General features: G+C 70.0%; 24 protein-coding genes and 1 tRNA gene. 10 read left to right on the forward strand and 15 right to left on the reverse strand.

Annotation, left to right across the window (positions count from 1 at the left end):
* The first annotated feature begins 69 nt into the window (after positions 1–69).
* A tRNA-Val gene (locus tag ML5_RS17935) sits at positions 70–144 on the forward strand.
* A 44-nt stretch (positions 145–188) separates the two neighbouring features.
* Here ML5_RS17935 and ML5_RS17940 read toward each other — a convergent pair.
* Positions 189–521 carry a hypothetical protein gene (locus ML5_RS17940; RefSeq protein WP_236619224.1) on the reverse strand — a complete coding sequence of 111 codons (333 nt, stop codon included), beginning with the start codon at positions 519–521 and terminating at the stop codon, positions 189–191.
* A gap of 103 nt (positions 522–624) precedes the next feature.
* Between ML5_RS17940 and ML5_RS17945 the strand changes: the two genes are divergently transcribed.
* A complete protein-coding gene (locus ML5_RS17945) occupies positions 625–855 on the forward strand; it encodes a hypothetical protein (protein WP_221488010.1) in 231 nt (76 codons plus the stop codon).
* Positions 856–1,084: 229 nt separating this feature from the next.
* Here the strand turns inward: ML5_RS17945 and ML5_RS17950 are convergent, their stop codons facing one another.
* The 7 genes from ML5_RS17950 to ML5_RS17980 all read right to left on the reverse strand — a co-directional run bounded on the left by ML5_RS17950 (position 1,085) and on the right by ML5_RS17980 (position 8,472).
* On the reverse strand, positions 1,085–1,483 hold the full coding sequence (locus ML5_RS17950) for a hypothetical protein (protein ID WP_013475630.1): 399 nt from the start codon (positions 1,481–1,483) through the stop codon (positions 1,085–1,087).
* Positions 1,484–1,538: 55 nt separating this feature from the next.
* Positions 1,539–1,892 carry a hypothetical protein gene (locus ML5_RS17955; RefSeq protein WP_013475631.1) on the reverse strand — a complete coding sequence of 118 codons (354 nt, stop codon included), beginning with the start codon at positions 1,890–1,892 and terminating at the stop codon, positions 1,539–1,541.
* Between the two features lie 131 nt (positions 1,893–2,023).
* Positions 2,024–2,827 (reverse strand): hypothetical protein, encoded by an 804-nt coding sequence (locus ML5_RS17960; protein WP_236619225.1) that lies wholly within the window; start codon positions 2,825–2,827, stop codon positions 2,024–2,026.
* 67 nt (positions 2,828–2,894) lie between these two features.
* On the reverse strand, positions 2,895–3,353 hold the full coding sequence (locus tag ML5_RS17965; protein ID WP_013475633.1) for a hypothetical protein: 459 nt from the start codon (positions 3,351–3,353) through the stop codon (positions 2,895–2,897).
* A gap of 326 nt (positions 3,354–3,679) precedes the next feature.
* A complete protein-coding gene (locus ML5_RS17970; protein ID WP_236619226.1) occupies positions 3,680–5,392 on the reverse strand; it encodes an ABC-F family ATP-binding cassette domain-containing protein in 1,713 nt (570 codons plus the stop codon).
* Positions 5,393–5,592: 200 nt separating this feature from the next.
* The gene (locus ML5_RS17975) at positions 5,593–7,440 is read right to left on the reverse strand and encodes a glycoside hydrolase family 15 protein (RefSeq protein WP_013287814.1); all 1,848 of its coding nucleotides are present in this window, start codon (positions 7,438–7,440) and stop codon (positions 5,593–5,595) included.
* Between the two features lie 75 nt (positions 7,441–7,515).
* Positions 7,516–8,472: an NAD(P)/FAD-dependent oxidoreductase gene (locus tag ML5_RS17980; protein ID WP_013475635.1), complete on the reverse strand. Its 957-nt coding sequence runs from the start codon at positions 8,470–8,472 to the stop codon at positions 7,516–7,518.
* A gap of 80 nt (positions 8,473–8,552) precedes the next feature.
* On the opposite strand from ML5_RS17980, the gene ML5_RS17985 reads away from it, so the two are divergent.
* The gene (locus ML5_RS17985; protein WP_013287812.1) at positions 8,553–9,137 is read left to right on the forward strand and encodes a helix-turn-helix domain-containing protein; all 585 of its coding nucleotides are present in this window, start codon (positions 8,553–8,555) and stop codon (positions 9,135–9,137) included.
* A gap of 52 nt (positions 9,138–9,189) precedes the next feature.
* On the forward strand, positions 9,190–9,987 hold the full coding sequence (locus ML5_RS17990; protein WP_013475636.1) for an alpha/beta fold hydrolase: 798 nt from the start codon (positions 9,190–9,192) through the stop codon (positions 9,985–9,987).
* Here the strand turns inward: ML5_RS17990 and ML5_RS17995 are convergent.
* Both ML5_RS17995 and ML5_RS18000 read right to left on the reverse strand, forming a co-directional pair.
* Entirely contained in the window at positions 9,909–11,438 is a 1,530-nt protein-coding gene (locus ML5_RS17995) for an MFS transporter (protein ID WP_013475637.1), read from the reverse strand. The genes ML5_RS17990 and ML5_RS17995 overlap by 79 nt on opposite strands.
* Positions 11,439–11,512: 74 nt before the next feature.
* Positions 11,513–11,971 (reverse strand): MarR family winged helix-turn-helix transcriptional regulator, encoded by a 459-nt coding sequence (locus tag ML5_RS18000; RefSeq protein ID WP_013475638.1) that lies wholly within the window; start codon positions 11,969–11,971, stop codon positions 11,513–11,515.
* Between the two features lie 104 nt (positions 11,972–12,075).
* Between ML5_RS18000 and ML5_RS18005 the strand changes: the two genes are divergently transcribed.
* Positions 12,076–12,951 carry a universal stress protein gene (locus ML5_RS18005; protein ID WP_013475639.1) on the forward strand — a complete coding sequence of 292 codons (876 nt, stop codon included), beginning with the start codon at positions 12,076–12,078 and terminating at the stop codon, positions 12,949–12,951.
* A gap of 71 nt (positions 12,952–13,022) precedes the next feature.
* Here ML5_RS18005 and ML5_RS31560 read toward each other — a convergent pair whose 3' ends face one another.
* Positions 13,023–13,769, reverse strand: a complete 747-nt coding sequence (locus ML5_RS31560; RefSeq protein WP_143766993.1) for a Crp/Fnr family transcriptional regulator — start codon at positions 13,767–13,769, stop codon at positions 13,023–13,025.
* Positions 13,770–13,891: 122 nt separating this feature from the next.
* Positions 13,892–14,398, reverse strand: a complete 507-nt coding sequence (locus ML5_RS18010; protein WP_041784207.1) for a hypothetical protein — start codon at positions 14,396–14,398, stop codon at positions 13,892–13,894.
* A gap of 169 nt (positions 14,399–14,567) precedes the next feature.
* Here ML5_RS18010 and ML5_RS18015 point away from each other — a divergent pair, with 169 nt between their 5' ends.
* The 4 genes from ML5_RS18015 (at position 14,568) to ML5_RS18035 (ending at position 19,904) form a co-directional block, all read left to right on the forward strand.
* On the forward strand, positions 14,568–15,362 hold the full coding sequence (locus ML5_RS18015; RefSeq protein WP_013475641.1) for an adenylate/guanylate cyclase domain-containing protein: 795 nt from the start codon (positions 14,568–14,570) through the stop codon (positions 15,360–15,362).
* Between the two features lie 107 nt (positions 15,363–15,469).
* Complete coding sequence (locus ML5_RS32035; RefSeq protein ID WP_143766942.1) at positions 15,470–17,653, forward strand: hypothetical protein; 2,184 nt, start codon at positions 15,470–15,472, stop codon at positions 17,651–17,653.
* A gap of 14 nt (positions 17,654–17,667) precedes the next feature.
* On the forward strand, positions 17,668–18,546 hold the full coding sequence (locus ML5_RS18030) for a hypothetical protein (protein WP_013475643.1): 879 nt from the start codon (positions 17,668–17,670) through the stop codon (positions 18,544–18,546).
* 143 nt (positions 18,547–18,689) lie between these two features.
* The gene (locus ML5_RS18035) at positions 18,690–19,904 is read left to right on the forward strand and encodes an ROK family transcriptional regulator (RefSeq protein WP_013475644.1); all 1,215 of its coding nucleotides are present in this window, start codon (positions 18,690–18,692) and stop codon (positions 19,902–19,904) included.
* Between the two features lie 48 nt (positions 19,905–19,952).
* Here ML5_RS18035 and ML5_RS18040 read toward each other — a convergent pair whose 3' ends face one another.
* The 3 genes from ML5_RS18040 to ML5_RS18050 all read right to left on the reverse strand — a co-directional run bounded on the left by ML5_RS18040 (position 19,953) and on the right by ML5_RS18050 (position 22,977).
* Positions 19,953–21,032 (reverse strand): IS110 family transposase, encoded by a 1,080-nt coding sequence (locus ML5_RS18040; protein ID WP_013473518.1) that lies wholly within the window; start codon positions 21,030–21,032, stop codon positions 19,953–19,955.
* Positions 21,033–21,427: 395 nt separating this feature from the next.
* Positions 21,428–22,360 (reverse strand): phosphotransferase, encoded by a 933-nt coding sequence (locus tag ML5_RS18045; RefSeq protein ID WP_013475645.1) that lies wholly within the window; start codon positions 22,358–22,360, stop codon positions 21,428–21,430.
* Positions 22,361–22,401: 41 nt separating this feature from the next.
* Complete coding sequence (locus tag ML5_RS18050) at positions 22,402–22,977, reverse strand: dihydrofolate reductase family protein (RefSeq protein ID WP_013475646.1); 576 nt, start codon at positions 22,975–22,977, stop codon at positions 22,402–22,404.
* Positions 22,978–23,069: 92 nt separating this feature from the next.
* On the opposite strand from ML5_RS18050, the gene ML5_RS18055 reads away from it, so the two are divergent.
* Complete coding sequence (locus ML5_RS18055; protein WP_013475647.1) at positions 23,070–23,648, forward strand: TetR/AcrR family transcriptional regulator; 579 nt, start codon at positions 23,070–23,072, stop codon at positions 23,646–23,648.
* Positions 23,649–23,672: the final 24 nt, after the last annotated feature.

Consider the following 23,672-nt stretch of genomic DNA (forward strand, 5'->3'; position numbering starts at 1 on the left):
GCACGTCGTTGCGCGGGGCCGGAGGCGGGCAGGTAAGCTGGCCGCTCCGGCCCGCCGTACGGGCGTTCCGGGCGCGTAGCTCAGTGGGAGAGCACTCGCCTTACAAGCGAGGGGTCGCAGGTTCGAAACCTGCCGCGCCCACCATCAAGGGAAGGGTGCCACCACGCGAGGCGAATCCCGGCCACACCTCAACTCTTCCGCCCCGCATATCGGAGCGCGAGTCGTCGGATGATGGCCTCCCCGTCGGTAGCTGGTAGCCAGCTTGCTTCCTCGTGTGATTCGCTCTCTTCCCACTCAGGGATGTCGGAAGGGTCTTCGCCTCCGATGCCGAGCGATACCTCGCTGTGACGGGCACGGAAGTAGAACCGCTCGCCACTCGGCAAGTGACCTTCCATCTGCACCGGAGCTGCCTCACACGTCATCTGCGCCTCCCAGCCCTCGCTTTGCAAGGTGGTGGCGAGGCGGAGCCAGGAGGCCATGTGCTGCTGCATCCACCCCTGTGGCGCAGCCTCCTGGTCCATGCGGTCATGGTTCCACATCACGTGGGGACCTTGGCCGCACGAGACACCTCTGGTGGGACGACGGACGAGCGTCGAATGCTGCTGGAGCCGTAGGGTGCCGGACATGCCTGAGGAAGAGGAAGTCGTTCTTCGTCTCGACCGACCGTCAGCGACGGCGCTTGCCGACCTGATCTACAACGTCGGGGAGCACCAGGCCGCCGGCATGGCCATCGCTGAGCTGTCGATGGACGACAGCGAGCGGCTCGGACGGGTGCTCCGTGACCTCTGGCGAGCCTTGGGCGTCCCGCTTCCGTACGGTGGTGTCAGCGGCAGAGAACCTCGTCGCCGGATCTGAGTCCCCGCCCTGGGAGTCGCTACAGCACGGGCAGGCGTAAGAAGGGCTCAGTCGACGACCAAGTGCTGGTGGCATCGGTCGCCGGCGGTGTGCCGAGAACGGTGCCCCGCCTGCTGGGTCGACGGGTCGACTTCAAGGCACGGAGCCGGTTCGAACTCGGGTCAGGCCCGGGCAGCGGGGAACACCTCACCAGAATCCCCGATGCTCCTATTTGGCCCAGGCTGTGGGGCTACCGCGTCGGCATGCCACCGTGAGGGCTGTTGACGATCAAGCTGACCGATGTCGGGGCTAGGTAGGGGTGATCCGGGAAGTAGTCGATGTGCAGGTGGCCGCCGCCCTGGTCGGCCGCCATTGCCTCGACATTCGACGCGAGGACGGCCAGCGGGGCGGAGGCGCCGGAAATCTGGAGAAGACCGCGTGCGTCGTCTATCGAGATGAGGGCCATGCGGTGGGCTGCGGTCGAGACCTGGAGACCGGAGAGTGCGGTGCCGCCGAAGTCGTCCGTGGCGTCAGGCTCCGCAGCATGGCCTCCGCTTCCGGCCACGATCAGCGCGGCCAAGGCGTGGTATTCACCGGCGGTTCCGGAGATGTCGACTTCACCGGACGCTGGATAGAAAAGGATCTTCATGCGGAATCTCCATCGCTCCCGGCTCATCCTCATGCCTGTTCGTGCGTCGCCCGCGCTAGTGATCGTCGATCATCGGCTCGGCCCACGCGGCGTGGTCGAACTCCCAGGTCCAGGTGATGCCGTCGGACCTGCCCGTGGCCGAGTCGACGGCAGCGGCGATCAGATGCTGCCCTGCGGGCACGATGGCGACCCGTCGCCGGACTCGCTTCGTGTGACGGATCCGGTACTCCAGGCCCTCGACGGCCACCACTCCGCAGTCGTTGCGCGGCTGGTCGACGGAGGACGACTCCACTGTCACAGGCCAGCCTTCCTGGTGGGTCTTGTAGAGCCAGACCTCTAAGGCCCGTTGCATGCCCTGGTTCTCTGATACCCGGGCGATGATTTCGATCGGGTCGGTACGGTTGTCCATCTCGTCTTCTGCCGTGGGCTGAGAATGCACCTTGTGGTTCGGGGTTGCGGTCTTTTGAGCGAACATAGATGACAGTCGCTGATGCCAGTCGCCCGGCCGGCGTGTGTCGACGGCGGCGGGGCGGCTCGGTTCTAACCTGGCGTGGAGACGGTCTCGACGATCGCCGTTGCCAGGGACGTCGCCTTCTCCTGAGCGATTGCGGTGACGTCGGCGGCGGTGCTCCGTTTGGGCGGCCAGAAGGTGAGCGCCTCGACACTGATGAGCAGCGAGCCGTGCGCGAAGATCAGCCGCGCGTCGCCGGGCAGGAACGGCATTCCTTCCGCGCTTTCCAGGTTCACCCGGCTCACCGTCGCCGTGGTCAGCCGCGCGCTCGTCGATCCGATGGTCATCGTGCGTGCGGCCCACCGGGCGGTGGCCATGCCGATGTTGAGGCGGAAATCGTTCCTCGAGCAACGTGCGGTGCGCGCCGTACGTGCGGCCGCGGATGCCGCGGAGGCATCGCGCAAACCGATCACTGTGACGTTCAGAAGGGTTGTCGGGGGCTGGACGTCGACGAAGGTCCCTACGGGGTTGACCTCCAGACCCGCGCCCCACACCTGATCGAACTCCAACCCGCCCCCGTTCGACCGGTCGGGGTCGGCAATGAGCAGGTCGCAGGGTTCATAGGGCTCGCCGACCTCGATCGTGCGCTCCCGGATGTCGTCGCCGACGTCGGCCCGCTCGACCAGCTGGCGAATCGTCGCCATCAGCGCCTCTTGCTCGGTGGGCGATGCCGACGGCGCGGGATTCACGGAGGGCGCCGGAGGCGGTGGCGGGTCGCCTCGTGTGACGCAGCCGGCAAGGCCCAGCACCACCAGTACGCCGGCGACAAATGATCCGCCGCGAACCCGATCAACGATCCTCACGAATCCCCGCTTCCACTCGGGGTGCAGCATATGGCTCATCACGTCTGGCGTTTGCCCGTGCGCGGTCGCTGCGGTAGACGAGACACGCGGGAGCCGCTCAGGCTGGATGGTCGCGCAGGAACGACTGGGCCGCCACCTTAGCGGCCGCAATCGCCTCCTCCGTCTGGTCGAAGGCCGGGCCCCATCCGACGTACAGCTCCAGGAAACGATCGGCCACGGGTCGCAGTTCCGGCAACTGGGAATAGGCCGCGTGCCAGTAGATCTCGTACGCCAGGTCCTCGGCGTCACCGTCTCCCGCAACGATGTCCGCCGCTGCCTGACGCATGAGGTGCAGCCGAGCGCCGCGCTCGTCCGGCACCGGCGAGCCGAGTTCGTCCATCGCCTGCCGGAACAGATCGACTGCCTCCCGCGACTGGCCCTTCGACAGGCCGGCAAGCTCACGCAGGCCCGGCGAGTCGACGCCTCGGGTCAGAGCGTGAGCAGCCGCCATCGGCAGGTCGTCGCCGACCGGTTCGTCCATCGCCAACCGGACGGCGAGGTCGCGCAGGTGCTCCACGCCCGAGAGGCTAGGCGATGTACGGGGGCGTCGGCCGTCGCGGTGCGGCGTAGCGCGGGGTCAGCGGATGCGCGTGGTGGGCGCGGCTGACTCCGTACCCCTGCTGGCAGGTGGAATGGGCGACCAGCCGGCAGGCGCGGGCGGTCACCGCGCGGTTCCTGGAGGACGCGCGGTGACCACCCACGGCCCGGTCATGCCGGGTCTGGCCTTGCGCCGGCCGGCGCACTGCACCGCCGCTTCGTCGGGTGGACCCGGGAGGCCCCGTCCGCACGAGCGATATGACTGAGAGGCATAAATATGCCTCTCAGTCATATCGCTCGAAGTCATCAACCTTCAGGCAGGCATGACCCTGTGTGACCGGACGGCCCGGCGTCGTCGGCGGTGAGGGGCAGCGTGGGCCAGGCCGCCAGGTCCTGGAGCATCTGCCGGTCGTGGGTGGCGACGACCACCGCGGCCCTGGTCGTCAGCAGGGCGGCGGTGAGGTCGTCGACGAGCGGCGCGGACAGGTGGTTCGTGGGTTCGTCGAGGATCAGCAGGTCGGGACGCTCTGCCAGGCGCAGCGCCAGGTTCAGCCGCCGTTGCTGTCCGTGCGACATCCGGCCGACCGGGGTACGCCGGGCCTCGGCGTCGAGCAGGTTCGTCGCGCCCAGCGGCAGGGCCGTGCCGGAGCCGAGGCGCCCGGTGGAGCGCAGCCGGCCCACGTGCTGCTCGTACAGGTCGTGGGCGAGCATCAGGGGCGGCCAGTCGGGCACCTCCTGGCCGAGGTACGCGACGCGCGCCCCGGACGGGTGACGGACCTCCCCGGTCGACGGCACGAGGTCGCCGGCCAGCACGGAGAGCAGCGTCGACTTGCCCGCGCCGTTGGGCCCGGTCACCAGCAGGCGGTCCCCGCCGTCGAGCGTGAGCGTGACCCGGGTACGCAGACGCCCGGTCACCGTCACGTCGTGGCACCGCAGGATCGGCAGTCCGGCCCGGGTGTCCAGCGGCGGCCAGCGCAGCGGCTGCGGTGGCTCCGGGACGGTGATCCGGTGCTCGTCGAGCGCCTCCTGCCGGCGTCGCAGCGCCTGCACCAGGCCGGGGGCGCGGGACTGGCGCTGGTGCTTGCCGTGGCCCTTCTCCGGACGCCAGCCGGTGCTGAGCCGGCCCTGCGCCTCCCGGACCGCGTCGGCCAGCCGCTGGTGCTCGGCCTGCTGCGCCTCGTGGTCGCGTACCCAGTGCGCGAAGTCGCGGCGGCGCCCGTCCTGCCAGGCGGTGTAGTCCCCGGCGTAACGGCGCGGGCGCCCGTCCGCGCTGGGGTCGAGGTCGAGGAACTCCGTGGCCACGTCCCGCAGCAGGGCGCGGTCGTGGGTCACCAGCACCACGCCGCCCGGGTGCTCGCGCAGCCGCGCGGTGAGGAAGGCCAGGCTGGCCGCGTCGAGGTGGTTGGTCGGCTCGTCCAGCATCAGCAGGTCGACCCGGGCCCCGAGCAGGCACGCCAGCCGGACCCGGTAGCGCTGGCCGACCGACAGCGTCGCCAGCGGGCGGTCCCGGTCCGGGCAGGCGTCGAGACCGGCCAGCGCCACGTCGACGCGACGCTGCGCGTCCCAGGCGTCCAGCCGGGTCGCCGCGTCGAGCGCTGTGGCGTACGCGTCGTCCGCGCCCGCCCGGCCCTCGGCCAGCGCGTCGGCGGCGTCGTCCAGCGCCCGCAGTGCGCGTTCGGACTCCCGGATCGCCCCGTGGACGAGCGTGCCCACCGTCTCGCCGTTGCGCGCCTCCAGGTTCTGCCGGGCGACGCCGATCGTGCCCAGCCGTTCCACGGTGCCCTGGTCGGGCACGAGGATGCCGGACAGCACGTGGAGCAGGGTGGTCTTGCCGCGGCCGTTCTCGCCGACGACCGCCAGGCGGGATCCGGCGGAGACGGTCACGCCGACGTCGGACAGCACGACCCGGCCGCCGCGTACGACGCGGACGCCGTCGGCCCGGACGTGCGCCCGGTGCCCGGCGGGCAGCGAACCGCCTGAGGTGGATGGGGATGAAGGTACGTGGTCGAGGTTGTTCACAGTCCGCTCTCGGCTCGTCGTGGAGCCGGGCAGCGCGAGGACACCGCCCGGCGGGAACGCCAGGACGGCGGAGCAGAGCTGGTACGTCAGAAGAAGCCGGTCACCCTGCCGCCGTCAGCGGAGGGACCAGGGCTTCATGACGGCGGCGTGGAACCTCATGCGGTCAAGGCTACCCGGGACCGGGCCGGAGATCACCGGAGTTACCGGCGGAGGCGGGCGTCGGCCTCGGCGTCGAGCAGGTCGTTCACCGCCAGCGCCGAGTTGATCAGCGCGAGGTGGCTGAACGCCTGCGGGTAGTTGCCGATCTGCTCACCGGTGGAGGCGATCTCCTCGGCGTAGAGGCCGAGGTGGTTGCTGAAGGTGAACATCTTCTCCAGGGTGAGCCGGGCGTCGTCCAGCCGGCCGGAGCGGGCCAGCGCCTCGACGTACCAGAAGGTGCACATGTTGAACGTGCCCTCGTGGCCGGGCAGCCCGTCGGGGGAGTGCAGCGGGTCGTACCGGTGAACCAGGCTGTCCGAGACCAGATCCCGCTCGATCGACTCCAGGGTGGACAGCCACAGCGGGTCGCTGGGCGTGACGAAGCCGACCGCCGGCATGTAGAGCAGGGCGGCGTCGAGCACGTTCTCGTCGTACGCCTGCACGAAGCTGCCGCGTTCCCGGTGGAAACCGCGGGCCATGACCTGGTTGTAGATCCGGTTGCGTTGCTCGGTCCAGCAGCTCATGTCTCCGGGCCGGCCGGTCCGGGTGGCCAGCCGGATGGCCCGGTCCAGCGCCACCCAGGACATCACCCGGCCGAACGTGTAGTTGCGGGGGTGGTGCCGGCTCTCCCAGATGCCGGCGTCGCGCTTGTCCCAGTTGTGGCAGAGCCAGTCGACCAGGCGCACGGTGCTCTTCCACACCTGGTGCGACACCCGGATGCCCTGCTCGTCGGCGAGGTGCATGGCGTAGAGCGCCTCGCCGTGGATGTCGAGCTGGAGCTGGTCGGCCGCGCCGTTGCCGATCCGAACCGGGCGGGAGCCCCGGTATCCCTCCAGGTGGTCGAGCACCTCCTCGTGCAGGTCCGAGGACCCGTCCACCCGGTACATGATCTTCAGTGGGTCCTGGTGGTCGCCTGCTTCGCGGATGCGCTCGTCCAGCCAGTCCATGTACCGGCTGACCTCCTCGGTGAACCCGAGACCGAGCAGCGCGTGCACCGAGAACGAGGTGTCGCGTACCCAGGTGTAGCGGTAGTCCCAGTTGCGGGAGCCGCCGACCAGCTCGGGCAGCGCGGCGGTCGGTGCGGCGATCATCGCGCCGGTCGGCGCGTACGTCATGAGCTTGAGCGTGATGGCGGAGCGCTCGACCATCTCCCGCCAGCGCCCGGTGTAGCGGGAGCGTTCGACCCAGCGCCGCCAGTAGTCCCGGGTCCACTCGAACATGCCCTGGACCTCTTCCGGCGGGATGATCCGGGGTTCCTCACTGCCGGTCTCCAGGATCACCCCGCCGGTGTCGCCCTCCTTCAGGGTGCCGTAGGCGATCAGGTCGCCGCCCTCCATGCGGATCTCGCCGGTCTGGGCCCAGAGCTGCCGCACCGGGTCGATCGGGTTGAAGGTGAGCGTCGCCGACGGGCTGCGGAACAGGTAGCCGTTGCGGTGCCGCTCCAGGTCGTGGCGCTCGCGTGCGTAGTCGAACCGGGGCCGGCACTCCACCCGGAAGCGCATGCTGCCGCGCACCATGTTGACCATGCGCACGATGCGGTGCGAGTCGGTGACCCGTTCGCCGGTGACCGGCATGAAGTCCATCACCTCGGCGACGCCGTCCGCGCTGATGAACCGGGTGATCAGGATCGGCGTGCCGGGCAGGTAGAGCTGCTTGGTGACGTACCGGACCTCGTGCGGGGCGATCTGGAAGAAGCCGCCCTTCTCCTTGTCCAGCAGCGCGGCGAAGATGCTCGGCGAGTCGAAGCGCGGAGCGCAGAACCAGTCGATCGTGCCGTCACAGGTCACCAGCGCGGCGGTCTGGAGGTCGCCGATGAGCCCGTGATCCTCGATCGCCGGATAGCCCTTCACATCGCCCCCCAGGTTCCGACTGCCCTCTCCGACTCAACCTAGGGGAAGAATTGTCAGGTTAGGGGTGATTCGTGGTCACCCACCCGCCCGCGCGCCACGGTGCGCCTCGACCGCCCGCTGGGTCTCCGCCTGCACCAGGTCCGCGTTGATCATCGCCGCGGTCCGGGCGCCCGCCGCCGCGGCGGCGCCGACCTGCGCCGACAGGTTCGTCACGTTGCCCGCGACCCACACCCCAGGCACATCGGTACGCCCCGACTCGTCGGCCGGCAGGTACTCGCCCATCCCGCTGGGGTGCGGTTGCGGACGCAGGCCCAGCCCGGCCAGGAACCCGGCGCGCGCCACCATCCGGGGCGCGACTGTGAGCACCTCGCGGTCGACGGTGCGGCCGTCGCGCAGGCGTACCCCGGTCAGCCGGTCCCCGGCCGTCTCGACGGCCGCGATCTCGCCCTCGACCACAGGCACGCCGCGCGCGGCGAGCTGCTCGGCCTGCTCCTCGGTGAGCGGTGGCGCGGTGTGCCGCAGGTAGACCACGTCGTCGCTCCACTGCCGGAACAGCAGCGTCTGGTGCACCGACATCGAGCCGCTGCCGATCACCCCGATCGGCCGCTCGCGCACCTCCCAGCCGTGGCAGTACGGGCAGTGCACCACGTCCCGCCCCCAGCGCTCGCGCAGGCCGGGTACGTCCGGCAGCTCGTCGACCAGGCCAGTGGCGACCAGCACGTGCCCGGCGCGCACCCGGCGGCCGTCCGCGAGCGCCACCGCGAACCCGTCGCCGTCGCGGTCCACCGTCTCGACCCGGCCCTCGGTCAGGTGCCCGCCGTAGCGGCGCACCTCGTCCCGGCCGCGCGCCAGCAGCTCGGCCGGCGGCACGCCGTCGTGCCCCAGCAGCGCGTGCACGCCGTCGGCGGGCGCGTTGCGGGGCTCGCCCCCGTCCACCACCAGCACCGAGCGGCGTGCCCGGGCCAGCATCAGCCCGCCGTTGAGCCCGGCCGCGCCGCCGCCGATCACCAGTACCTCGTAGTTCTCGGTCATCGTGACCACCTCCGCGACCAGACTGCGGCCGGACCCGGCAGAACTGCAAACTCCGTTGCTGATGTGGCAAACTGGCTGGCATGGACGACGACCTCGACCAGGCCCTCGACGCGGTCGGCCCCCGGCTGCGCGCGCTCCGCCGCGAGCGCGAGACCACCCTCACCGACCTCTCCGCCGCCACCGGCATCTCGGTGAGCACGCTGTCCCGGCTGGAGTCCGGCGGTCGCAAGCCCACGCTGGAACTGCTGCTTCCGCTGGCCCGCGCGCACGGCGTCACGCTCGACGAGCTGGTCGGCGCCCCACCCACCGGCGACCCGCGCGTCCACCTGCGGCCGGTCGCCGCGTACGGGATGACCATGCTGCCGCTCACCCGCCGCGCGGGCGGCATCCAGGCGTACAAGCTGATCATTCCGGCCGGCGGGCGGTCCGAGCCCGAGCCGAAGACGCACGAGGGGTACGAGTGGGTCTACGTGCTCAACGGGCGGCTGCGGCTCGTGCTCGGCGAACACGACCTGGTGCTCGAACCCGGTGAGGCGGCCGAGTTCGACACCCGCGTACCGCACTGGTTCGGCCGCGCCGACAGCGAGGGGGTGGAGTTCCTCAGCCTCTTCGGCAGCCAGGGCGAACGCGCCCACCTGCGCGCCCGCCCCCGCGCGTCCCGCTGAGCGGCGTCCGCGAACGCGCCCGCCGCGGCGCCGGGGGCGCGACGATCGGCGGGTGACCTATGCGGACGTCGGCGGGCTGCGGATCTGGTACGAGGAGCACGGCACCGGCAAGCCGCTGGTCCTGCTGCACGGCGGATACGGCTCGACGGAGACGTTCGCGCCGGTACGGCAGGCGCTCGCCGCGCGCCGCCGGCTGATCGCCGTGGACCTGCGGGGCCACGGCCGCACCGGCGGTCTGGACCGGCCGCTGCGGTACGAGTCGATGGCCGACGACGTCGCCGGGCTGCTGCGTCACCTCGGCCTGCCGCGCGCCGACGTACTCGGCTACTCGCTCGGCGGCGGGGTGGCCCTGCGTACCGCGATCCAGCACCCCGCGCTGGTCCGCCGCCTGGTGCTCGTCTCCACGCCGTTCCGGCGGCAGGGCTGGTACCCGGAGACGCTGGCCGCGATGTCCGCCCACGACGAGCGCGCCGCCGAACGCATGCGCGGCACCCCGCCCTACGAGCGGTACGCGCGGGTCGCGCCCCGCCCGCAGGACTGGCCCCTGCTCTGGGCCCGCAGCGGGGACCTGCTGCGGCGCGACTACGACTGGTCCGCCGAGGTGGCCGCGCTGCCGATGCCGGTGCTGCTGGTCTTCGCCGACGCGGACGAGATCCCGGTCGGTCACGCGGCGGAGTTCTTCGGCCTGCTCGGCGGCGGCCACCGGGACGCGGGCGGCGACGGTGCCGCCCGGCCCGCGTCCCGGCTCGCGGTGCTGCCCGGGCTCACCCACTACGACGTGGTGGCCTCGCCCGCGCTGCCGGCGGCGGTGCTGCCCTTCCTCACCCATCCGGCGCGCGCCCCCGGCTGACTCACCCCACGAGCGCCGGAGCCTCGGCGCGCTCGGCCGTGCGGGGGCGCAGCAGCGCGTACGCGAGCACGACGGCGACCACCACGAGCCCCGCGCCGACCGCGAACGCCGCGTGGAAGCCGCTGGTCAGGGCCGTTGCTCTGTCGTCGCCGAGCGCGACCCGGTCGGCGGTACGGGCTGCGGCCAGCGTGGACAGCACCGCGACGCCGAACGCCATGCCGAGCTGCTGGGTGGTGTTGAACAGCCCGGAGGCGAGACCGGCGTCCTCGGCGCGGGCGGCGGACATGCCGAGCGCGGGCGGCGGACATGCCGAGCGCGGTGAGCGCCGGCAGCACCAGCCCGAACCCGCCGGCGAGCAGCATCACCGGGAGCACGTCGGGCAGGTAGCGGCCGTCCACCGGCACCCGGGCCAGCAGCGCGAACATGGCGGCGAGCAGCACGAGCCCGGCGATCAGCACGGCCCGCTCGCCGAAGCGGGCGTTGAGCCGGGCCGAGACGCCGAGCGACACCGCGCCGATGACGACAGCCGCCGGGAGCAGCGCCAGCCCGGTGCGGGTGGCGTCGTAGCCGAGCACCTGCTGGAGGTAGAGCGTGACGAGGACCTGGAACGCGAACGTCGCGGCCACGGTGAGGATCTGCACCACGTTCGCCACGGCGACGCCGCGCGAGCGCAGCAGCCGCAGCGGCATGAGCGGGCGGCGCGCGGTGGCCTGCCGGAGCACGAACCCGGCGACCAGTGCGGCGGCGAGCGCGCCCAGGCCGAGCGTGTGGGCCGACGTCGCGCCGTACCGCTCGATCGTGACCACCGTGTAGATGCCCAGCACGAGCCCGGCGGTGACCAGCAGCGCGCCCGCCACGTCGGCGCCGGCGGCCAGGCCCAGGCCCCGGTCGGCGGGCAGCGTACGGACCGCGAGCGCGATCGTGGCCAGGCCGATCGGCAGGTTGATCAGGAAGATCCAGTGCCAGCCCAGCGCGTCGGTGAGCAGGCCGCCGGCGACCTGGCCGATCGCCGCGCCGGCGGCGCCGGTGAACGCGAACACGGCGAACGCCCGCGCCCGCCCGGCGGCGTCGGGGAAGAGCGTGACCAGGATGCCGAGGCTCACCGCCGTGGCTGCCGCGCTGCCGACGCCCTGGAGGAAGCGGGCCGCGACGAGCGTGGCGCTGTTCGCCGCCACCCCGGCCAGCACGGAGGCGGCGGTGAACAGCGCGGTGCCGCCGAGGAACATCGTCCGGCGCCCGATCAGGTCGCCGAGCCGGCCGGCGAGCAGGAGCAGGCTGCCGAACGCGATCAGGTACGCGTTCACCACCCAGCTCAGGCCGGCCGGGGAGAAGCGCAGGTCGCGCTGGATGGCCGGCATCGCCACGGTGACGATGCTGCCGTCGAGGATGGTCATCAGGGCGCCGGTGGCGAGTACGCCGAGGGCGAGCCGCCGGGAGCGGGGAGCGGACATGGAGTCCTCCTGTCGAGAGGTGCGACAGGAGAGACCGTAGCGGATAGTTCCGTTACAGACAATCTATTGAGGGACTATTGGCGGGCCCGGCGGGCCGGCTTCGGACTCTGCACAGGCGTGGCCAGGTGGCCTGCGGCCAGGCGTTCCAGCGCGCGCAGGAAGACCTTCCGCTCGTCGTCGGGCAGGCTCGCCAGCGCCTCGGCGTGCACCCGGTCGACGATCTCCTGGCTGCGCGCGGCCACCCGGGCGCCCTCCTCGGTGACCGCGATGATCCGCGCCCGCCGGTCCGTACGCGACGGACGCCGCTCGGCCAGCCCGGCCTGCTCCAGCGCGTCCACCGTCACCACCATCGTCGTCTTGTCCATGTCGCCCATCTCGGCGAGCTGGATCTGCGTACGCTCCTCGGGCAGCGCGTGCGCGAGCACGCAGTGCATCCGTGCGGTCAGCCCGATCTCGGCGAGCGCCGCCGCCACCCGGGTACGCAACACGTGGCTGGTGTGGTCGAGGAGGTACGACAGGTCCGGGGTGCTCATCCGCCCAGCGTACCGATGATTCCGTGGCGGATGATCCGGCTCGGATCCGGTCCGGGCCCGGATACGATCTTGTGAGATGTCGTCGGTGAGAGAGGTTGGGTGCGGTGAGCGACGAGCACGGCAGGCAAGTGGTGGTGGGTTACGACGGGTCTCCGGCCGCTAGCGCCGCCATCGAGGTGGGCGCGTTGCTGTTCCCCGGCGCGCACGCGTGGATCGGGCATCTGTGGACGCCCCCGTTCGCCAGCGAGGAACTGCGCAAGCGGCTCTGGACCGGCACCCGCAACATCAACGTGTTCGTGGAGGCGATCGAGCGCGAGGGCGGCCGGGAGGCCGACCGGATGACGGCGGTCGGCGTGATGCTGGGCCGGGCCGCCGGCTGGGACGCCGAGCCGCTCGTGTGCCGCAGCTACGGCGGCGAAGGGCTCCGGCTCGCCGAGCTTGCCGACGAGAAGCAGGCCGACGTGCTGCTGCTCGGCTCGCGGGGCCTCGGCGGCGCCCGCGCGGTGCTCGGCAGCGTCTCCGACATGGCCGTGCACTACAGCCCGCGTCCCGTGCTGGTCGTGCCGCACCCGCTGCTGACCGACGAGTACGACGCGCTCGCCGCCGGGCCGGTGGTGGTCGGCTGGGACGCCTCGGCCGGATCCGAGGCCGCGCTCGCCGCCGCCCGTCGCCTCTTCCCGGAGCGTGAGGTCGTCCTGGTCGCCGTCGACGGCGACGAGGGGGATGCGCCGGAGACTGTCGATGGGCAGCCGGTGACCACGGTGCGCGTCCGCGCCGGAGGCGGCGCCCCGGGCCGCGCGGTGGCCGACGCGCTCTCCGTCGTCGCCACCGAGCGCAAGGCGAGCGTGGTCGTCGTCGGTTCGCGCGGCCGCACGGCGGTCCGCAAGATCCTGCTCGGCAGCGTCGCCATGGCCACGCTGCACCGCGCCCACCGGCCGGTGATGGTGGTGCCGCAGAGCCCGGTCCGCGAAGCCGAGTAGTCCTCCGCGCCGACCTCACGGGTGTCTCCCCGGCCGGGGAGACACCCGTGGCGTTCCACCCAGCCGTACGCTTACCGCTCGCTCCTCCCTACGCGCCACTCTTGGCGTGCGTTTGGCAAGCGCCCGATCCGCCGCAGGGCTGCAAGATCCCGGATGGTGATTTGGCGGTACCCCGTCTCAAGGGTTCCGGCCTGTCGAAGCTCGCGGAGTGCCTTCTCTACGGTCGGCTCCGCCGCACCACTCAGCGTCGCCAACTCGGTCTGAGTGAGCATCACTCCAAGGGTTCTGCCGCCCGGCACCGGCTCGCCATGGGTGGCTGAAAGTTCGGCCAGAACCCGAGCCAGTCGAACCTTCGCCGGGTAGGAGGCGAAATCGACCCTCCGCTGATTGGCCCAGCGAAAACGGGCTGCAGTGGTCCCCGCCAGCGCAAGCGCCGCCTCCGGGTGATTCTGCAAGAAGGGGTACCAATCACGTCGATGGATGACATTGATCATGCCGTTGCTGCAGCTCGTGACGGTGGCGGTGCGGGACGTACCGGCCAGCGCTGATATCTCACCGACGACGTCGCCCGAAACCCTGATCGCCAGCAGGGCTTGACGACCATCAGCCAGGTTGACGGTTACCTTGGTCAATGCTCGTCGGAGCAGCACCATATGGCTGCCCTCATCACCTTCGCGAAGAATGCGGTCCCCGGCTTCCACCTCGATGGCTGTACCGATGGAGAGGAGAGCGGCGCGCACGGGCGGGGCCAAGCAGTTGAGGAGTGACCCCGGAGGCCACTGTGACGAGGTCTGCGGATGTTCCTGGTGTTGTCGCATGTCAGCACCCCGTTCGCCGTGAGACATGACGATGCGCCCTGGTTGAGGCTGCATCAGCCCAGGAACCATTGTGGTCGATGCGGTCGGCATGCAGAAGATGTCCAAGCGGCAAGGGTGCGCGGCTACACGAAGGAGGCAAGGATCAGCCAAGCCGTTGCAGAGGCGATCGTAGCTAAGGTCCACGGAAGTGCGGAGCGCACTCGACGATGCTTGTCACGTGCGATCTGGCCGAGCAGCATCACGAGCTGCCACGCCTCGGTGGTCTCCTGCCCGGCGTCCGTTGCAAGTGGTGCTGATCGAGGCTCCGTGAAGCCGAACCGGTTCGCTTCCGTGGGTCCGGTCACCACCGGCCGGAAGCCGAGTGCCAGGTGTCGAGTACCCACGGCCGAGCAGCAGAGGAAGACGGCGCAGAGCAGGCCGAGGGCCAGGCCGAGACCGGGATTGGCTGCTATGCCGGATCGCGTAGGCAGACTACTGGCGATGAGGCTTGCCAGCGCTCCATACAAGCCGGCGAGCCGGGCGATCTTGGCATCGGCGTGCTGGATCGAGTCCTGATGCATCCGGGCGGTCGCCAACGCGCGTTCCACTTCTGAGGTGCTGAACGGCGCCGGAGTCTGAGGGGTGCTCATGGCCCAAGTCAAGTCGGAGCTTCTCCGTGCTGCGCCTTCGAAGTAGGGATTGACGCGAATACGACGACAAGCTCATAACCGAAACCCGTACTTTGATGGCATTCCCAAGGTCGCGCGTCGCTATAAGTGACATTGTCTCGTAGGCAGGGCGGGGCGCGAGGAGGGTGAGATGGCACCGGTAGTCCAGTCTCAGCGGCGACTGATCATGTTCGTGGATATGGAGAGCTACAGCAGGAATGACGACGTCGGGCAGTTCCATGCGCAAAAAAACTTCCAAAAGGTCATGCGCGAAGCTGCAGATCTCTGTGGACTTGATCGGAGAGGCTGGACGGTTCAGGCGACAGGAGACGGTGAATTCGCCATCTTTCCGCCCGGGACCTCGGAGCCGAGGATCGTTGCCGAACTCGTCCCGGCCATGGACCGGGTCTTGCGTGACCACAATCGTCAAGCCGCAGATCACGCGCGTATCCGCATGCGCGTCGCCATGCATCAAGGGTTGGTGGCTCCGGCCGAGAACGGCTTCGCCGGCAAGGCAGTCGTAACGGCCGCCAGGCTTGTTAACGCCGAGCCGTTGCGCGATGCGCTGGGCTCGTTCCCTGACGCCGCAGTGGCGTTGATCGTATCGGATGCAATCTATCGCGACGTCGTCTCCCAGTCCTACAGCGGTATCCGGCCGGACCGCTTCCGTCGAGTTCTCGTCGAGGTGAAGTCCTTCGTGAGCGAGGCCTGGATATTCGTGCCGGATGAGAACGTCAACTGCTCGCCCATGGTCCCCGCTGTCGATCGTCACAGCGGCACTCGCCGACGTGTCGGGAAGGTCAAGCAGCCGCCGGGAGGTCGGGCCACAGGTAGCAGGTTCGATTTCGGCACCGTGACCAACAACGGGCCCACGGTGTACGGCGACAACGGCCGCGCCTACGGCTTGCATGCGGCGTGGTGCGAGGACGAGGAGGGGGAGTCGTGATTCCCCAGCCTCCCCCCGTAGGCGAGCCGGCACCCGCTGACGGAGGGCCTGGCACGCCACCGGAAGGCGCAGCGCACAAGGCAGAGGACTCGAAGAAGCCGGTTGAGGTGGCGGAACCGGAGAGTAACGAGGGCGATGCGGGCGCAGGCGTGCAAGACACCAAGAGCCGTGAAGAGAACAAGGAGGATGAAAGGCAGTCGGACGCCCAAGCGGAGGGCGATGAGTCCGGCGACTCGGCCGACTTCGTCCAAGCCAACCCAACGCTTCGAGCTTGGCTGCCAGGGCAGGGTAACCATATACGTTTTGACGACGTTCGGAACGATGGGCCAGCCGTATATGGCGATTATGCGCACGTCATCGGAAGCATCATCAACGTGGCGCAGGACGACCGCGTCCGGCTCAGCATCGACCCCGTGAGCCGGATTAAGCTCAAGGTAGCGACCTTGGTCAAGCCCGCGTGCTTCAGGGATCTGACACAACGCCTGCATCGGAGCCCGGTAGCTGGTCTCGCAGGCCCGTCCGGCACCGGGCGATTAACGACAGCCTGCGCTGTGCTCGCGGCTCGCTACGGCGGAGAAAACGTTCGGGAGATCATGCTCACCGAGTCCAGTGACCCCTTGCAGATTCGAAATCATCCCGATCTGCTGCAGAAAGGGCACGGGTATGTCATCCGGCTCGGTCCTAACGCCACTGCCGGGCTCATCCGCGCCTTGGAGCGAACATTCGAGCAACGCGAATCAAGTGCCATCATGGTCCGCGATCTGGACACGCCTGGCGGCGCGCTCCATCACGCGGAGGTGTTTCACCACCTCAGTATCGACCCGATTGCCGTGTTCCGCCGGCACCTCTTCTACAACCTCCACGGTCGCTGCGTCCACAGCGTCAGATGCGGTGACAGAAGGTGCGGGAGCCGCTATGCCCTTCGCCTGCTAAGCAAGGATTTTGTTCGCCGTGGAGTGACGCTTCTACATCGTCCTCGTGAGTGCGCTCAGCAGGCGGAGATGATAGCGACCCGACTGCCGCAAAGCGATGAGGAAATAGCTGCGCTGCTTCCATCCGGAGAAATTCGGCGACGTGTGCGGGCCCGCGCCATCTTGGAGACGGCACCTGTCGATGGCAGCTATCAACACCGCCAGCTCCAGCACCGCCGTGCCCTGCGAGTGACCTATGCGGTGTTCTCCGGCCATCCGATCGCTCACGTGACGGACGCCGCCGGGCTTCTGTTGGAAGGGCTCGACGGGCTCTTCGCTCATTCCAGTATTGGTCGACCGGCGCTGGTGTACAGCTTCCCCGAGCTGCTCGGCGACGATCTTGCCCGGCACTGGGACAGCGAAGAAGAGAAAATAGATAGTTTCAAATCTGGCCTGGCGACCCGCAAGGCGCAGGTCGAGCCGGACATGGTCCGGGCGCTTCTGGACGTCGCCTGGAACGAATTCGACAACAGTCGAGGTGCGCTCATCGGCTGGTTGAACGCGCTGGCCGCTCATCCGGCTGAGGATTTCAAGCACTGCGCGGCGGTTGCTGCCGCCGGATTCGCCCGTCACGACTTCGAACAGGTCTACGACAGCGTGATCGGCAACTGGGCGAAGGACCGGAGGCCGCCACTTCGTCGAGCTGCTGCGGCTGCATTGGTAGCCGTGGCCAACCTTGCCGACTCGGGGCCTCCTGATCGGTTGGCTAGCCATCGGATCAGCAGCCGCGTGAGCGCGGAAATTTCCTCCCTCGCCCGGTCCGGCGCTGCATTTGAGCGCGACACAGCCGCCAAGGCCTGGTCGATGGGCTTCCGGCCTGCGAACCACAACCGCTTGTTACAAGAACTGACCCACGTGGCACGAAACGCCCATGGCTACCTCGGCTATGAGATCACCGGTGCTGTTGCAGGGCTTGCCGGGGATCTCGGTCATGCTCCGATATTGGTGCTGCTCAAGAGGTGGGCACTGAGTGAGGATCTCACCCTGGAGGTCGCAGCCAGCCGCGCGTTCAGTCGATTGATCATGTCGGAGCTCCCCCTCCCGGGTCAGTTTCCCCTGCTCTCCCTGGCTGGCGTATCGCCGCAAGCCTTGGAAGACGTTGTGACCCTCTGGCGCTTGGTCCTGTTGGATCCTGACCATGCCGAGAACGGCTGGCGCCAACTGGGCCACTGGCTCCGGTCCTTCCGGGCCTACGCGCCGACCGCCGAGGCCTTTCAGACCATGCTCCGGAAGCTCGTCCTGGATCCGACGGTGCGGCCGCGATTCACCTACTGGCTGTCGCGAGCTGGTGCGTCATCCCCTTCTACGTCGGCTGCTTGAGATCAGGAGTGCTCATGAACGCACATAACGCGGCTGCTCTAACGAAGACCCCGGCCCGCGGCTGGAGGATATTTCAGGCGTGGCTCATCCGGCTCTGGACAGCAGTGCGCCGCGCTTTCGTCGGACCGGCGCCGTCAGCCCAAGAGCCCGTTCGGGAGAGCGTCAGCCAGCGACGCCGGCTGTCCCAACCCATCGTCGTGTCGGCTCGTGGTTCTGTTTTCACGTTCGAGATCGATGTGCTGCTGACTTGGCGGGCAAGAGAGCTCAGCGAGGAACTGCTGGGCGCCTGGTCACTGCAATTCGCGGATATTGCGCGAAGGGATGTAGAGCGGTGCTGCGTAGAGCTTGCGCGGAATTTTTACCCCCAGCAGGCCAGCGAGTTCGAGTACCGCCTGAACCGTGAACTTTCGCGACGCCACCGCACCTATGAAAGGCGCGGCATCGTGCTCCACTGTCGACCGGAGGTCAGGGTCCGTCTGGACCCGGAGGTACGCCAACAACTCCGCGCGGTCCACTTGCAGCGGATACAGGAGGAAGGCGAACACGAGCTACATCTCCGCCGAGCCCAGCGGACTCACCAGCTGACTCAACGTTGGATCGCGATAATAGATCGGCTGCGCCGCAGTCCTCATGCGCATGCCGCAGCTCATCTGACCGACAAGTCCCTTGCCGACGTCATCGAGCAGTACATCGCGGCAGATGAGAAGTCAAAGCTCGACCTCCTCGCCAGCCGCCTGGACGAGGTTCTCCGACGTAGCGGGAGGGTCGGGCAGCCGTTGGAGGCGCACGAAGCTGACGAGGTCATCAAAATGCTCAACGATGTCCTGACCGACATGCCCGACTTCCTGTCGACCACCTATCGCCCGACCGCAAACGGCGCCAAGCCGCAATGAGCTCAGGTGCAGCCCGTGCGCTCGATCCGGTGGCGGGAAGTGCGGGCCAAGGCGTTACCCTTCGCGATGTCGGCGCTGGCAGCGGTCGATGTATGGCCACTACCCTGGGGCCACGAGCCAGTCGCCATCCGACGGAGTGGTCGATGCTGAAAGGTCTGGCAGCGGACCGGCACGCGCAGGGGGACAGCCGCCGGCTCAACCTCGGCGCGTTGCTGCGCCGCGTCCACCTGACCGGCCCGGTCACGCGCGTCGAGCTGGCCGAGTGGATGGGCATCAACCGCAGCACGGTCATGGCGCTCACCGCGGAACTGGCGGCGGCCGGCCTGGTCCGGGAGGTGGCGGCCGGCGGCAGCGGGCGGGCCGGGCGTCCGTCGCGTGTGGTGCGTCCCGCGTCCGACACCGTCTACGTCCTCGCGTTCGACATCGCGGTGGACCGGCTCGTGGCCGCCCGCGTCGGGCTCGGCGGGGTGATCTCGGCACGGCTGGAGGCGGAGCGGCCGCGGGCCGGCGCCGACCTCGACTCGGTGGTCTCGGTGCTCGCCGACTTCGGGCGGGCGCTGCACCACGCCGCGCCACCCGGGTCGGCGTGCGTGGGCGTCGGCGCCTCCTACTGCGGCATGATCCGGCCGGGGGACGGGATGGTCCGGTTCGGACCGGACATGGGCTGGGTGGACCAGGCGTTCGGCACCGAGCTGGCCGGGCGGCTGGACCTGGGCCTCCCTGTCCTGGTCGGCAACGAGGCGCACCTCGGGGCGCTGGCCGAGCATCAGCGCGGCGCCGGAGTCGGCGTGCAGAACCTCGTCTACCTGCACGGTGACGTGGGTGTCGGCGGCGGGATCATCGTGGGCGGGGAACTGCTCGACGGTGACGGCGGGTACGCCTCCGAGGTCGGGCACATGCTCGTGAACCCGTACCAGGGGCGGGCCTGCGGCTGCGGCTCGCGCGGCTGTCTGGAGGCCGAGGTCGGTGAGCGGGCGCTGCTCGACGTCGCGGGCCGCCCGGCGCACGAGAAGGGGCGCGAGGCGGTCCGCGCGGTGGTCGCCGCCGGCGCTCATGGGGAGCCGGCAGCGCAGGAGGCGCTGCAGCACATCGGTGACTGGCTGGGCATCGGCGTGGCGAACGTGGTCAACCTGTTCAACCCGGGCGTGGTGATCTTCGGGGGCACGCTCAGCGAGGTCTTCCCGGGCTGCGCCGGTCACGTCCGCAGCCGGATCGCCGCCAACGTGCTGCCCATCTCCCGCGACAAGGCCCGCCTGCGCGTGTCCGCGCTCGGCTACGACGCGACCCTGATCGGCGCCGCCGAACTGGGCTTCTCACCCTTGTTCGCCGACCCCCTCGGAGTCCCCGCTCCCAGCTGAGGCCGCGCGTCCAGCCCCCTTGAGCGCGTTGATCTGTGAGTGGGGTTGTCAAGGGGTTTGGTGGTGGGTGGTGATGGTGCGGTAGAGCTGTCGGGCGATGTAGCGCTTGAGGCAGCGGGTGATTTCTCTGGTGGTGCGGCCTTCGGCGTGGCGTCGGGTGATGTAGTCGCGTGTTTCGGGGTGGATGCGTCGGCGGGTCAGGGCGATGGTGTGCAGGGCGCTGTTGAGGGTTCTGTCGCCGCCGCGGTTGAGGCGGTGTCGGTCGGTGCGGCCGCTGGCCACGGGGATGGGGGCGGCGCCGGCGAGGGTGGCGTAGGCGGCTTCTGAGCGGACGCGGCCGGGGTGGGACCAGGCGGTGAGGGCGATCGCGGCGGTGACGGGTCCGACTCCGGGTTGGTCGAGCAGGGGCGGGCACAGTTCGGTGACGAGGGCTCGTAGGCGCTGGTGGTTGTCGGCCAGTGTGGCGTCGAGGATGTGGATGTGCCGGGCGAGGGTGACCAGTTCGCGGCGGCGGGTGTGTTCCTCGCAGGGCAGGGCGGTGGTTTCGGGCAGTTCGAGGGCGGCCAGGCGGGCGATCTGGATGGTGGTGGACAGCCCGCGTAGCGCCTCGCGCAGAGTGTCGTCAGCGGTCAGGATCAACGCTTTGACCAGGTTGACCGCGGCGGTGCGGGCATCGGTGTGGTGCCGGCGGCAGATCAGCAGCAGACGCAGGGCCTCGCGTGGGCCGTCGCTGCGGGGCACGGCGATGCGCTCAGCGGGCAGCGCCAGCACCGTATGGGCGGCGGCGACCGCGTCCAGCTGGTCGGACTTGCCGCCCCGACGACGGGCCGCAGCGGGGGGCTTGGGTGCCTCGCAGACGGGTTCGTCAGCAGCGGTCAGCAGCCGGCACAGCCCTTGCCCGTGTGACCGGGTGCCCTCCACCGCCCACAACCGGCGCCCCTGCGGTGGGGTGTGCGCGACGGCGAAGGCCAACAACCGGCTCAACCCGTCCGGGTCAGTGGACACCGTGACCTGCGCCAACACCCCACCGAGTCGGTCCACCACGGCGGCGGTATGCGTATCGGTGTGAGTATCGACCCCCACCACCACGTCATAGCGATCCGCGACCCGTTCTACGATCCTTCTCATCTCGGATTGTTGCTCCTTTGCCAGCGACGACCGGGACAGTCGGCGTCGGCTCGGGAAGACATCACCTCGGCGGCAAATCTGTGATGGGCCACGTGTGCTCGCACGGGCAGGCTTCTGATCAGGCCAGCAGGGTGGGCCGGGCCGGCGCCGACGATCACCCGGGGACAGGTCTTGCACAAGGCACACCCACACCACAGGCGGCCGGATCAACGAAGAGCCACCCAAGTGATCACCAACGCCGAACCCTAACGGCAATCAGCCGAACCGATCACCACAGACATAGAAGCGTCTTGCACTTCCGGCCCTGACAAAGCGCGCCAAAGGGGCATCCCAGGGGCCGAAACTGCAAGATCGCCGGGGCGGGCCGGGCCGGGGCCGGGCGGGGCGGCGGCGGGTCAGGTCTTGAGGCGGTGGGTCAGCCAAGGGAGCAGGGAAGTGCCCTGGAGGCGCTGGAACGCGCGCACGGTCGGGATGCCGGGTGGCGGGGGCTGGCGGGCGCCGTCGAGGAAGAACCCGGTGAGGCCGGCCAGCACACCGGTCAGGTCGGCCGGGTCGACATTCGCGGTCAGTGGCCGGGCGGCCAGCAGCGCGTCGGGGTCGTGGCCGCCGTACACCTGCACGTTGACGACGGTGAGCAGCGTGTCCAACCAGGCCGGTCCCCGGCAGGCCCAGGGCCAGTCGACCACTGTGACCGATCCGTCCGGGCCGAGCAGCAGGTTGTCGGCGCGCACGTCGACGTGGCAGAGCGTGTCGCCGTCGAGTGCGGCCAGTCCCCGGTCGGCGGCGGCGCACAGTTCGGGCAGGTGGGACCGGGCCCACGGGTCGAGGTCGGCCGGCGGGTCGGACGCGAGGCGCCGCCAGCCGCCGAAGTCGTGTGCGAGCCGCTCGGCGGCGGTGGGGGTGGGCGCGGCGGCCGGCGCCGGGGTGAGCGCGCCGGCCATCGTCTCCAGCGTGGACAGCACGGCGGCCAGCTCGTCGGCCCGCCACGGGGTGACCGGGTGCCGGCCCTCCACGTCGGTGAAGACCAGCGCGATCCAGTCGCCGTCGTCGTAGCTGCCGAGCAGCCGGGGCGCGGGCGTGTCCGGCGGCAGGGCCGTGGCGATCCGGGCCTCGGCGCGGTGCAGGTCGGGACTGCGGTCGTTCTGCGCCGGGCTGACCGCCTTGACGAAGGCCCGGCCACCACCTGCGGTACGGACCCGGTCGGCGGTGCCGGGGGAGAAGCCGCCCGACTGGGACCGCGCCGCCACCACCCGGTCGCCGAGGACGGCCTCGACGCCGTCGCGGACGTGTGCGGGCAGTTCGTGCCAGTGCAGCCGGGTCTTCGTCACCGCTCCACGGTGCGTGCCGCCCGCCGTCCGGGGCAACCGGGTTAACCGTTGCGCGTGTAGTGCAGGACGACCACGCCGGCGTCGAACGGCCGCGCCGAGGTGAGCGTGAGCCGGCGCGGATCGAAGCCGCTGTCGACGAGCTTGATGCCGCTGCCGACGACCACCGGGTTGAGCTTGACCACCAGCTCGTCGATCTCGTCGAGGAGCTGACCGGCGAGCTGCCCGCCGCCGCAGAGCCAGATGTCGCGTCCGGGCCGGGTCTTCAGCTCCCGGACGAGGGCGGCCGGGTCGCCGTCGACGACGTGCACGTCCGGGTAGTCGGCAGGGGGCAGGGAGCGGCTGAACACGTACTGCTCGAGGTGGGCGTACGGGCTTGTCACGCCGAGCTGCAGACCCGGCTCGTAGCTGCCGCGGCCCATCAGCACGGTGTCGAAGCGGCCGTTCGGCGGGGAGTCGATGCCGAGCTGGGCGTGGGCGAACGTGGGCAGCGTCTGGGGCCACTCGGCCACCAGGTGGGGCGCCAGGTCGGGTGTGAGCGGGAGGAAGTCGAACGACCCGTCGGGTGCGGCGATGAAGCCGTCGAGGGTGCTGGCGACGAAGTAGACGAGCTTGCGCAAACCGGCTCCGATGTCCGAGGTGATCCACGACGGCTGTCGTGGTTCGGCGATGAATGTACAACACCTGTCGTGGTTATTGCTAGTGTGTTCGCGTGGCCAGGAATCCGGAACGCCGTACCCTGCTCGCCGACGCCGGCCTGCGGGTGCTCGCCGAGGCGGGCGCGCGCGGGCTGACCCACCGGGCGGTCGACGCCGAGGCGGGCGTGCCCACCGGCACCACCTCGAACTACTTCCCGTCCCGCGCGGCGCTGCTCGCCGGACTGGCCGAACGCATCTTCGACCGGATCGCGCCCGACCCGGCCGTGCTGGCCGACCTCGGCCGCCGCGAGCCGTCGCTCGCGCTGATGACCGACTACCTGCGCGACATCGTCGCCCGCACCACCCGCGAACCGGGCCTCACCCGGGCGCTGTTCGAGCTGCGGCTGGAGGCCGCCCGCCGCCCGGAGCTGCGGGCCGCGCTCGGCGGCGTGCTGCGCCAGGGGTACGCCGACGACGTCGCCCACCACACCGCCGCCGGACTGCCGGGCGGGGCGTACGAGGTGGCGCTGCTGCACTTCGCGGTCGACGGGCTCCTGCTCGACCTGCTCACCACCTCGATCGACGCCGGGTTCGACACCGATCAGGTGGTCTCGGACCTCGTCTCCCGTCTGGTCGGCGAAGCCACCGGTTGAGCCTCCTCGCCGTGCGTTAACCCG

This window comes from Micromonospora sp. L5 (genome assembly GCF_000177655.2).
Taxonomy (GTDB): domain Bacteria; phylum Actinomycetota; class Actinomycetes; order Mycobacteriales; family Micromonosporaceae; genus Micromonospora; species Micromonospora aurantiaca.

Excerpts from the sequence above, each read along its gene's own strand:
- ML5_RS17985 (WP_013287812.1), top strand. The coding sequence starts at position 8,553 with ATGGACGACGACCTCGACCAGGCCCTCGACGCGGTCGGCCCCCGGCTG.
- ML5_RS17955 (WP_013475631.1), bottom strand. The coding sequence starts at position 1,892 with ATGGACAACCGTACCGACCCGATCGAAATCATCGCCCGGGTATCAGAG.
- ML5_RS17960 (WP_236619225.1), bottom strand. The coding sequence starts at position 2,827 with ATGCTGCACCCCGAGTGGAAGCGGGGATTCGTGAGGATCGTTGATCGG.
- ML5_RS17980 (WP_013475635.1), bottom strand. The coding sequence starts at position 8,472 with ATGACCGAGAACTACGAGGTACTGGTGATCGGCGGCGGCGCGGCCGGG.
- ML5_RS18015 (WP_013475641.1), top strand. The coding sequence starts at position 14,568 with ATGGCACCGGTAGTCCAGTCTCAGCGGCGACTGATCATGTTCGTGGAT.
- ML5_RS18000 (WP_013475638.1), bottom strand. The coding sequence starts at position 11,971 with ATGAGCACCCCGGACCTGTCGTACCTCCTCGACCACACCAGCCACGTG.
- ML5_RS31560 (WP_143766993.1), bottom strand. The coding sequence starts at position 13,769 with ATGCGACAACACCAGGAACATCCGCAGACCTCGTCACAGTGGCCTCCG.
- ML5_RS17940 (WP_236619224.1), bottom strand. The coding sequence starts at position 521 with ATGGACCAGGAGGCTGCGCCACAGGGGTGGATGCAGCAGCACATGGCC.
- ML5_RS18030 (WP_013475643.1), top strand. The coding sequence starts at position 17,668 with ATGAACGCACATAACGCGGCTGCTCTAACGAAGACCCCGGCCCGCGGC.
- ML5_RS18040 (WP_013473518.1), bottom strand. The coding sequence starts at position 21,032 with ATGAGAAGGATCGTAGAACGGGTCGCGGATCGCTATGACGTGGTGGTG.
- ML5_RS18035 (WP_013475644.1), top strand. The coding sequence starts at position 18,690 with ATGCTGAAAGGTCTGGCAGCGGACCGGCACGCGCAGGGGGACAGCCGC.
- ML5_RS17950 (WP_013475630.1), bottom strand. The coding sequence starts at position 1,483 with ATGAAGATCCTTTTCTATCCAGCGTCCGGTGAAGTCGACATCTCCGGA.
- ML5_RS17995 (WP_013475637.1), bottom strand. The coding sequence starts at position 11,438 with ATGTCCGCTCCCCGCTCCCGGCGGCTCGCCCTCGGCGTACTCGCCACC.
- ML5_RS18010 (WP_041784207.1), bottom strand. The coding sequence starts at position 14,398 with ATGAGCACCCCTCAGACTCCGGCGCCGTTCAGCACCTCAGAAGTGGAA.
- ML5_RS17945 (WP_221488010.1), top strand. The coding sequence starts at position 625 with ATGCCTGAGGAAGAGGAAGTCGTTCTTCGTCTCGACCGACCGTCAGCG.